At 54.5% G+C, this 7,428-nt stretch carries 8 protein-coding genes; 5 read left to right on the top strand and 3 right to left on the bottom strand.

Annotation, left to right across the window (positions count from 1 at the left end):
- The 3 genes from AC1HCM_RS03425 to gcvPA all read left to right on the top strand — a co-directional run.
- Window positions 1-396 (top strand): SAM-dependent methyltransferase (locus AC1HCM_RS03425; protein WP_479460378.1); only part of this gene is annotated, 396 nt, incomplete at its 5' end.
- Between the two features lie 24 nt (window positions 397-420).
- Window positions 421-936 carry a glycine cleavage system protein GcvH gene (gene gcvH, locus AC1HCM_RS03420; RefSeq protein ID WP_479460377.1) on the top strand — a complete coding sequence of 172 codons (516 nt, stop codon included), beginning with the start codon at window positions 421-423 and terminating at the stop codon, window positions 934-936.
- The gene (gene gcvPA, locus AC1HCM_RS03415) at window positions 936-2,276 is read left to right on the top strand and encodes an aminomethyl-transferring glycine dehydrogenase subunit GcvPA (protein ID WP_479460376.1); all 1,341 of its coding nucleotides are present in this window, start codon (window positions 936-938) and stop codon (window positions 2,274-2,276) included. The genes gcvH and gcvPA overlap by 1 nt, the downstream gene beginning before the upstream one ends.
- On the opposite strand, the gene AC1HCM_RS03410 is transcribed toward gcvPA, so the two are convergent.
- The 3 genes from AC1HCM_RS03410 to AC1HCM_RS03400 all read right to left on the bottom strand — a co-directional run bounded on the left by AC1HCM_RS03410 (window position 2,260) and on the right by AC1HCM_RS03400 (window position 5,522).
- Window positions 2,260-3,390, bottom strand: a complete 1,131-nt coding sequence (locus AC1HCM_RS03410; protein ID WP_479460375.1) for an acetylornithine/succinylornithine family transaminase — start codon at window positions 3,388-3,390, stop codon at window positions 2,260-2,262. The genes gcvPA and AC1HCM_RS03410 overlap by 17 nt on opposite strands.
- Window positions 3,391-3,399: 9 nt before the next feature.
- A complete protein-coding gene (locus AC1HCM_RS03405; protein WP_479460374.1) occupies window positions 3,400-4,146 on the bottom strand; it encodes a carbon-nitrogen hydrolase family protein in 747 nt (248 codons plus the stop codon).
- A gap of 62 nt (window positions 4,147-4,208) precedes the next feature.
- A complete protein-coding gene (locus tag AC1HCM_RS03400; protein WP_479460373.1) occupies window positions 4,209-5,522 on the bottom strand; it encodes an FAD-dependent oxidoreductase in 1,314 nt (437 codons plus the stop codon).
- A 195-nt stretch (window positions 5,523-5,717) separates the two neighbouring features.
- Here AC1HCM_RS03400 and AC1HCM_RS03395 point away from each other — a divergent pair, with 195 nt between their 5' ends.
- Both AC1HCM_RS03395 and AC1HCM_RS03390 read left to right on the top strand, forming a co-directional pair.
- Window positions 5,718-6,752, top strand: coding sequence for a hydrogenase small subunit (locus AC1HCM_RS03395; RefSeq protein ID WP_479460372.1), 1,035 nt, complete (start codon window positions 5,718-5,720; stop codon window positions 6,750-6,752).
- Window position 6,753: 1 nt separating this feature from the next.
- A complete protein-coding gene (locus AC1HCM_RS03390) occupies window positions 6,754-7,428 on the top strand; it encodes a hypothetical protein (protein ID WP_479460371.1) in 675 nt (224 codons plus the stop codon).

The raw sequence follows: 7,428 nt of genomic DNA, 5'->3' as shown, positions 1-7,428 counted from the left end.
CTGAGGGAGCTGTCGGAATCCCTTATAAGGGGCTACCACCTCGCCATAGACTACGGCTACACCTCTGAGGAGATTCACCGCTTTCCCGAGGGAACGGTCTTAGGCTATAAAAAGCATTCCGTCAGTGGCGATATATACAGAGAGGAAGCCATGGATATCTCCGCTCAGGTGAACTTCTCCGCTCTTATGGAGTACGGCAGGGACTTCGGTTTGAAGACCCTCCTCTACGATTTCCAGAGGAACTTTCTCGCCAGCATACCCCACTTCCTGAGCGAGTTGGAAAGCCTCAGCTTTGAGGAGAGCCCCGAGGCTGTGGAAAGGCTTTCAAGGCTCAAGACGATGCTCATAAGCATGGGAGATAGATTCAAGGTTCTCTTTCAGAGCAAGGACTTGTAAAATAAAAGTTTGGAGGATGCAGAGATGGAAGACATAGTGGTGGGCGGATACCTTGTCAAGGGTGACAGATACTACACCAAAGACCACGAGTGGGCTTACATAAGGAACGGGAAGGCTCAGGTGGGCATAACAGACTATGCCCAGAAGATGCTCGGCGACATAGTTTACGTTGACCTACCCGAAAAGGAGCAGGAGGTAGAGGCTGGAGAAACCCTCGCCAACGTTGAGTCCGTCAAGAACGTTGCCCCTATATACAGTCCCGTCACGGGTGTGGTTATTGAGGTGAACGAAGACCTGATTGACGACCCTTCCATAATAAACGAGGACCCCTACGATGCCGGCTGGGTTGCTATAGTTGAGATGAAGGACCCCACCGAGGTTGAGGACCTCATGCCTCCCGAGGACTATGCCGAGCTCCTTAGGGAGATAATAAAGGAAGAGCAGGGAGAGGAATCCACCGAAGAGATACCTGTAGAGGGGCTTGAGGAGTCCCTTGAGAGCCTGCCCGAGGAGGAGCTGGGCTACGAAGAGGAGAGGTAATGTACATACCCCACTCAGAGGAAGAGATCCAGCGTATCCTCTCAAGCCTCGGGCTCAGATCCCTTGAGGAGCTCTTCTCCCACATAGAGGGCTCCCTTCTCAATCCTCCCAAGGATCTCCCCCCTCCGAGGTCTGAGGAGGAGCTCAGGAGGTACTTCGGAGAGCTGTCTTCTTTGAACAGGACACCCATCTACTTTGCGGGTGCGGGCAGCTACGACAGGATAGTCCCTGCAGCAATAGGCTATCTCACCCAGAGGGGAGAGTTCCTGACAGCCTACACACCCTATCAGGCTGAAGCCTCGCAGGGAACCCTTCAGGCTATATACGAGTATCAAACCCTCGTATGTGAGCTCACAGGCATGGAGGTTGCCAACGCCTCAATGTACGATGGAGGCTCCGCCTTGGCTGAGGCAGTCCTCATGGCGAGGGCGATAAAGGGTAAGGGGAGAAGGGTAGTCCTCTCATCAGCGATAAACCCCCTCTACCAGCGGGTCGTTAGGACCTACCTGAGCGGATACGAGGACGAGATAGCCTTCGTGCCCTACACCTCCGAAGGAACCACCGACCTTGATAGACTTGAGGAAGCTCTAAAGGACGGCTCTGCTCACGCCCTCGCCGTGCAGTATCCGAACTTCTTGGGATACATAGAGCCCCTCAGGGAGATCGGAGAGCTCGCCAGGACCTACGAGGTTCCCTTCATCGTTGTGGCAGACCCTGTCGCCCTTGCGGTCCTCAAGCCGCCCGGGGAGTTCGGAGCTGACATAGTTGTGGGGGAGGGGCAGCAGCTCGGAGTTCCCCTCAGCTTTGGGGGACCTTACGTGGGCTTCTTCTCAACCCGCGAGAGGTACGTCAGGAAGATGCCGGGAAGGCTCGTCGGCATGGCTGAGGACGTTGAGGGCAGGAGAGCCTTCACCCTCGTTCTCCAGACGAGGGAGCAGCACATAAGAAGAGAGAGAGCGACCTCCAACATATGCACAAACCAGAACCTCTTAGCCCTGATGAACCTCATCTATCTCTCTCTCCTCGGAAGGGAAGGGCTGAGAGAGGTGGCTATCCAGAGCATCTCAAAGGCTCTCTATCTAAAAGAGAAACTACTTAAGCTCGGCTTTGAAGAGCCCTTTGGCGGGAGGCATCTCTGGGAGTTTCCCCTGAGATTGGATGGAGCGGAGAGGCTCTGGAAGGAGCTCCTAAATGAGGGTTACATGCTCGGGATTCCCTTGGGTAGGTTCTACCCGGAGCTTGAGAACCACCTCCTCGTCGCCGTGACCGAAAAGAGAACGAGGGATGAGATGGACGCCCTGACGGGCGTTCTGGAAAGCATCCTCAGAGGATTCCCCTGAGTATATCTACAGCCTCGTCTATGTGTTCCCTCTCAACTATAAGTGGTGGCAGGAACCTTATAACGCTTCCGGCGGTGCAGTTTATCACAAGCCCCCTCTCTAAAGCCCTCAGGACGAGCTCTCTGCATTCCCTCCCGTAATCAACGCCGAGCATGAGCCCCCTTCCCTTTACCCTATCAAAGCCGAGCTCCCGGAGTTTTTTAGAGAAGTAATCTCCGAGCTCCCCAACCTTGGGGAGTAACCTCCTGACCTCCTCAACTACTACGAGACCAGCCCTGCAGGCTAAGGCGTTCCCTCCAAAGGTTGAACCGTGGGTGCCGGGACCAAAGGCGCCTGCCACCTCCTCCCTTGCCAAGACCGCACCGATAGGAACACCTCCACCCAGACCCTTCGCAAGGGTTATGATGTCAGGTTCAAGCCCGAAATGCTGGTAAGCGTAGAACTTCCCTGTTCTCCCAACGCCCGTCTGGACTTCGTCAATCACCATGAGAAGCCCCTCATCCCTGCACAACCTCTGGAGCTCCTTCAGGAACCCCTCCTCAGCCTCGTTCACCCCTCCCTCTCCCTGTATAACCTCAAGCATGACCCCTGCAGTCTCTTCCCCTATCAGCTCCTTCACCGACTCAATGTCGTTGAGTTCGGCGTAATCAAAGCCTGCGAGCATCGGCTCAAAGCCCTCGTGGAACCTCTCTTGAGCTGTTGCAGAAAGACTCCCGTAGGTTCTCCCGTGAAAGCCTCTCCTGAAAGTGATTATCCTGTATCTGTCCTCTCCCCTGTCCCTGAAGTACTTCCTAACCAGCTTTATAGCTGCCTCGTTCGCCTCAGCCCCCGAGTTGCAGAAGAAGACCCTTGCCCTTCGGGTCCAGAACTCAGAGACCAGCTCGCTAGCGAGCTCCTCCTGCCAGGGGTTCTCAAAGAGGTTGGAAACGTGGATGAGCCTCTCAGCCTGAGTGCAGATAGCCTCGGTGAGCCTTGGGTGGGCGTGCCCGAGGGAGCAGACCGCTATCCCCGAGAGGAAGTCAAGGTACCTCTTGCCCTTCTCATCGTAGAGGTAAACTCCTTCCCCTCTGACAAAGCCCACGGGGAGCCTCTGATAGTTCTCCATCAGGTACATGGCAATATATTAATCCAGCTCTACGGGAATCTTCTCCCTTACCTCCCTGACCTGCCCGAGGTCTACCTCAGCCTGAAGAAGTGTATCCCCCTTCTCCGAGAAGGCGAGGGTTTCACCCCAGGGAGAGTATATTCCGCTCATACCCGCGAAGCGGGTCCCTTTAAACTCTCCCCACGTATCGGACACTACAACAAAGCTCTGAAGCTCAATGGCACGTGCCCGGGATAGAACCCTCAGATGTTCCCTCCTGCTGTAGCCCCACTGAGCCGGCACGAGGAGTATATCTACGCCCTTCCTCTTGAGTTCTAAAACCATGTCTGTGAACCTTATCTCAAAGCATATCAGTATCCCTACACTGCCAAAGCCTGTTGTGAAGACGGGGTTCTCGCTCCCCGGAACGAAGTGCCTGTCCTCCTCAAAGGGAGGGAAGAGCTTCACCTTGCTCCTCTTTCCCTTCATCTCCCCCTTCTCTATCAGGAAGGCTGTGTTCCTTATACCCTGCTCCGTCTTTTCGGGAACCGTTCCGCAGAGGGTAAAGGATCTTTTCTCTGAAAGGAGCCTCAGCTTCTCCACCATATACTCGCTCAGGAGTGAGAACTCCTCCAACCTCTCGTAATCAAATCCGCAGAAGAACATCTCCGGTAGCAGGACGAGACTGCCCTCCGGAGCGATGCTTAGAAGCCTCTCAACCTTCTCGTAGTTGAGCTCAAGGTTCTCTGTTATTGAGAGCTGAAGGGTGGCAAGCCTGATATTCACAGGGTGTATATTTTAAGCCAAAAAGGGAGGGGAGAAGGGCAGCGGGGTGCTGCCCAGAGTGGTCAGGAGAACATATCCCTGTACATAGCCCTCGCCCACTCAATGTAAGCCTGCCAGTTCTTCCTTGAAGGTGTGTTGTCCATCTTGACGTTGTGGAAAGCGAAGGAGTTCTTCTTGGGGTCGTACTTGTAGGTCAGGTCAACCCAGACAGCCTTACCTTTATCAACTCCGGAGTAGCACAGGGTTCTGGGAGGCTTGTAGTCCATGCTCTTGCCGTGGGCAAGGTTGACTATCAGCTCCGCAACTATGTGGGCTTCGGAGTTTGCCGTGTTTCCGCTCTTGGAGAAGGGGTGGTTCCTCGCATCCCCGGTGCAGAAGATCCTCTCATCAACCTTGGACATGTACCAGGGCCATCTGAGGGCGGGCCACCTGTCGCCCTTGGGAACGAGACCAGCTTTGTAAACGAGAGGTGCGGACTTACACCTCGGGTAGAGGTTCAGGTCATCAAAGTCAAAGTCCCCGAGGTTTGTGGATATCTTCTTCTTTCCGAAGTCCACGTGCTTTATCTGGGTCTGGGGGTAGTACTCAATATAACCCTTCACGAACTCATCCCACGCCTTGTGGAAGCCCTCCGCCTTGACAGGCGGGTCGTTGTGGGGGTCAAGGAGTATGACCTTTCCCGGTATCTCGTTCTGCTTGAAGTACCAGGCTATCATCGTTGCCCTCTCGTAGGGACCGGGCAGACACCTGTAGTCAAGTCCTGGAGGGACTGTGATAACGAAGTTCCCCTCCTCAAAGTCCCTTATCTTCCTCTTGAGGGCGAAGTGCTCCTCTCCGGGCTTGAAGGCTGCAGGATATCTCGTCTTGGCTATCTCTATGTCTCTGGGGTCGTCGCCTACCCACTGGGAGTAATCGTAATCAATACCCGTTGCGAGGACGAGGTAGTCGTAGTGGAGCTTGCCGAGGCTCGTGTAAACGTACCTCCTCCTTCTGTCTATGTCGTGCACCTCCGCGGTAATGAAGTGATAGCCATACTTGTCCGCTGCCTTCTTATGGTCGTGGATTAGAAACTCAAGGTCAACGAGGTCAACGAGCCAGAGGTTGCTGACGGGACAGGACATGAAGACGTTGTTCTTCTCCACAACGACCACGTCAATATTGGGGTCCTTCTTCTTTATGTACTTGGCTAAGGTTGAGCCCGACCAGCCACCTCCGACTATGACCACCCGGGGAGAGCCCTTGCTGGGCTTGGGCAGGTGAATGGTCTTCGTCCCCTTGGCGAAGGTGAAGCTGACCGCACCGCTCCCTGCGGAAGCTGCAATAGCAGCCCCAGCACCAGAAACCTTGAGAAAGTCTCTTCTGCTTAGCTTACCCATAATTGCACCCCCTTTAGGATTTTCTCTCCTGAAATCTTCAAGCAATTTCTATGCCAGAAGAGCGAGCCCTAGAATAGGTAGGCTTTCGCTCTATCCACGTAGGACAGGTGTGCCACATATGTCACAGTTTGGGACACCGATGTCACTCTTGACTGCTATGTGACGTGCCTCATATTTATAAGGGGAGGTAAGAGAATGAATACTCTTTCAGATATATTCAGGGATAAGGGGTACTCCCGAAGGGACTTCCTGAAGTTCGCCACCCTCACAACAGCTATGCTCGGACTCCCCCCGGCTATGCTTCCCCAGGTGGTAAATGCCCTTGAGACGAAGCCAAAACCTGTGGTCATATGGCTTGAGTTTCAGGACTGCGCAGGGTGTTCTGAGTCCTTCATAAGGTCTACCACCGTCATGCCCACGGAGGTCCTCCTTGACTTTATCTCCCTTGAGTACCACGAGACGCTGATGGCACCCTCCGGGTACTATGCGGAGGAGTCCAAGAGGGAGGCTATGGAGAAGTACAGAGGAAATTACATCCTCGTGGTTGAGGGTTCTGTCACACCCAACGGAGTTTACTGTGCTGTGGCTGGAAAATCCAACTACGACCTCCTCAAGGAAGCCGCCGAGGGAGCTGCCGACGTTGTCTCTGTGGGGAGCTGTGCCTCCTGGGGAGGCATCCCAAAGACTGAGCCCAACCCTACCGGTGCAAAGCCCGTCTATGAGGTTCTGAAGGGCAAGAAGGTCGTGAACATCCCCGGCTGTCCTCCCATAGGTGATGTCATGGTGGCGACGATAGTTCACTTCCTCGCCCTCGGAAAGCTACCGCCCCTTGACAGCCTTGGAAGACCAAAGACCTTTTACGGACAGACCATCCACGACAGGTGCTACCGAAGGTCCTTCTATAACGCCGGCAAGTTTGCGGAGTCCTTTGATGACGAGAAGGCAAGGAACGGCTACTGCCTCTACAAGATGGGCTGTAAGGGACCTATAACCCGGAACGCCTGCCCCACGATAAGATGGAACGGAGGACTCAGCTTCCCCATACAGTCAGGACATCCCTGCTTCGGCTGTTCGGAACCAGACTTCTGGGACAGGGGCTTCATCTACAGACCCCTCTCCGTCGTTGAGGGAGGCTTCGGTGTCAAGGAGATAGCCACGGGCGTTGCCCTCGGAGCAGCCGCCGGAGCGGGTATAGCCTGGATAAACAGGAAGCTGAGAGGAGGAAAGTGATATGACCGATGTAGCTCTGTACGACCTCGTGAGGGGACCCCTCCTGAAGTTTGCCCTCGTCTTCTTCTTTGTCGGTATATCTTACAGGTTCTTCAGGGTTCTCCTTCTGGGACTGCCCAAGGACTATGCCAAGCCGAAGGGAAACCCCCTCGCCAAAGCTCTTGAGAAGATAGCCCTAAAGCCCACCCAGGGGTGGAGGTTCTTCATGGAGGCCTTTGCCCACAGGGGAATCCAGTACGTTGGAGGCTTCCTCTTTCACCTCGGCTTCCTGGGACTTACCTTCTTCGTCCCCCAGCACGCCTTTCTGTGGAAGGAGATACTCGGCTTTGAGCTTCCCTACATGCCCCAGATCGTGGCTGACATACTCGCCTACTCCGCTCTGGGTTCCCTCTTCGCCCTCACAATTCACAGGGTATTCAACCCGGTCTTAAAGCTCCTGACAGGTAAGGATGAGTACTTTGCCAACATTCTCATAGGGATAGTCCTCTTCACGGGTATATTCGCCACCCGCTGGTCAGGAGGGGGTCTTTACGTCTGGATGGTCACCCTTCACATGTTCTCCGCAGCTGTTCTCATAATTTACATACCCTTCAGCAGGCTTTCCCACTTCGTTTACTACTTCCTCTCGGTCTTCTTCTACGGCTGGAACGTAGGTAAGAGAGGAGTTTCCTTTTAG

Source organism: Hydrogenivirga sp. (genome assembly GCF_056450045.1).
This window is presented reverse-complemented; position numbering and strand designations above follow the sequence as displayed.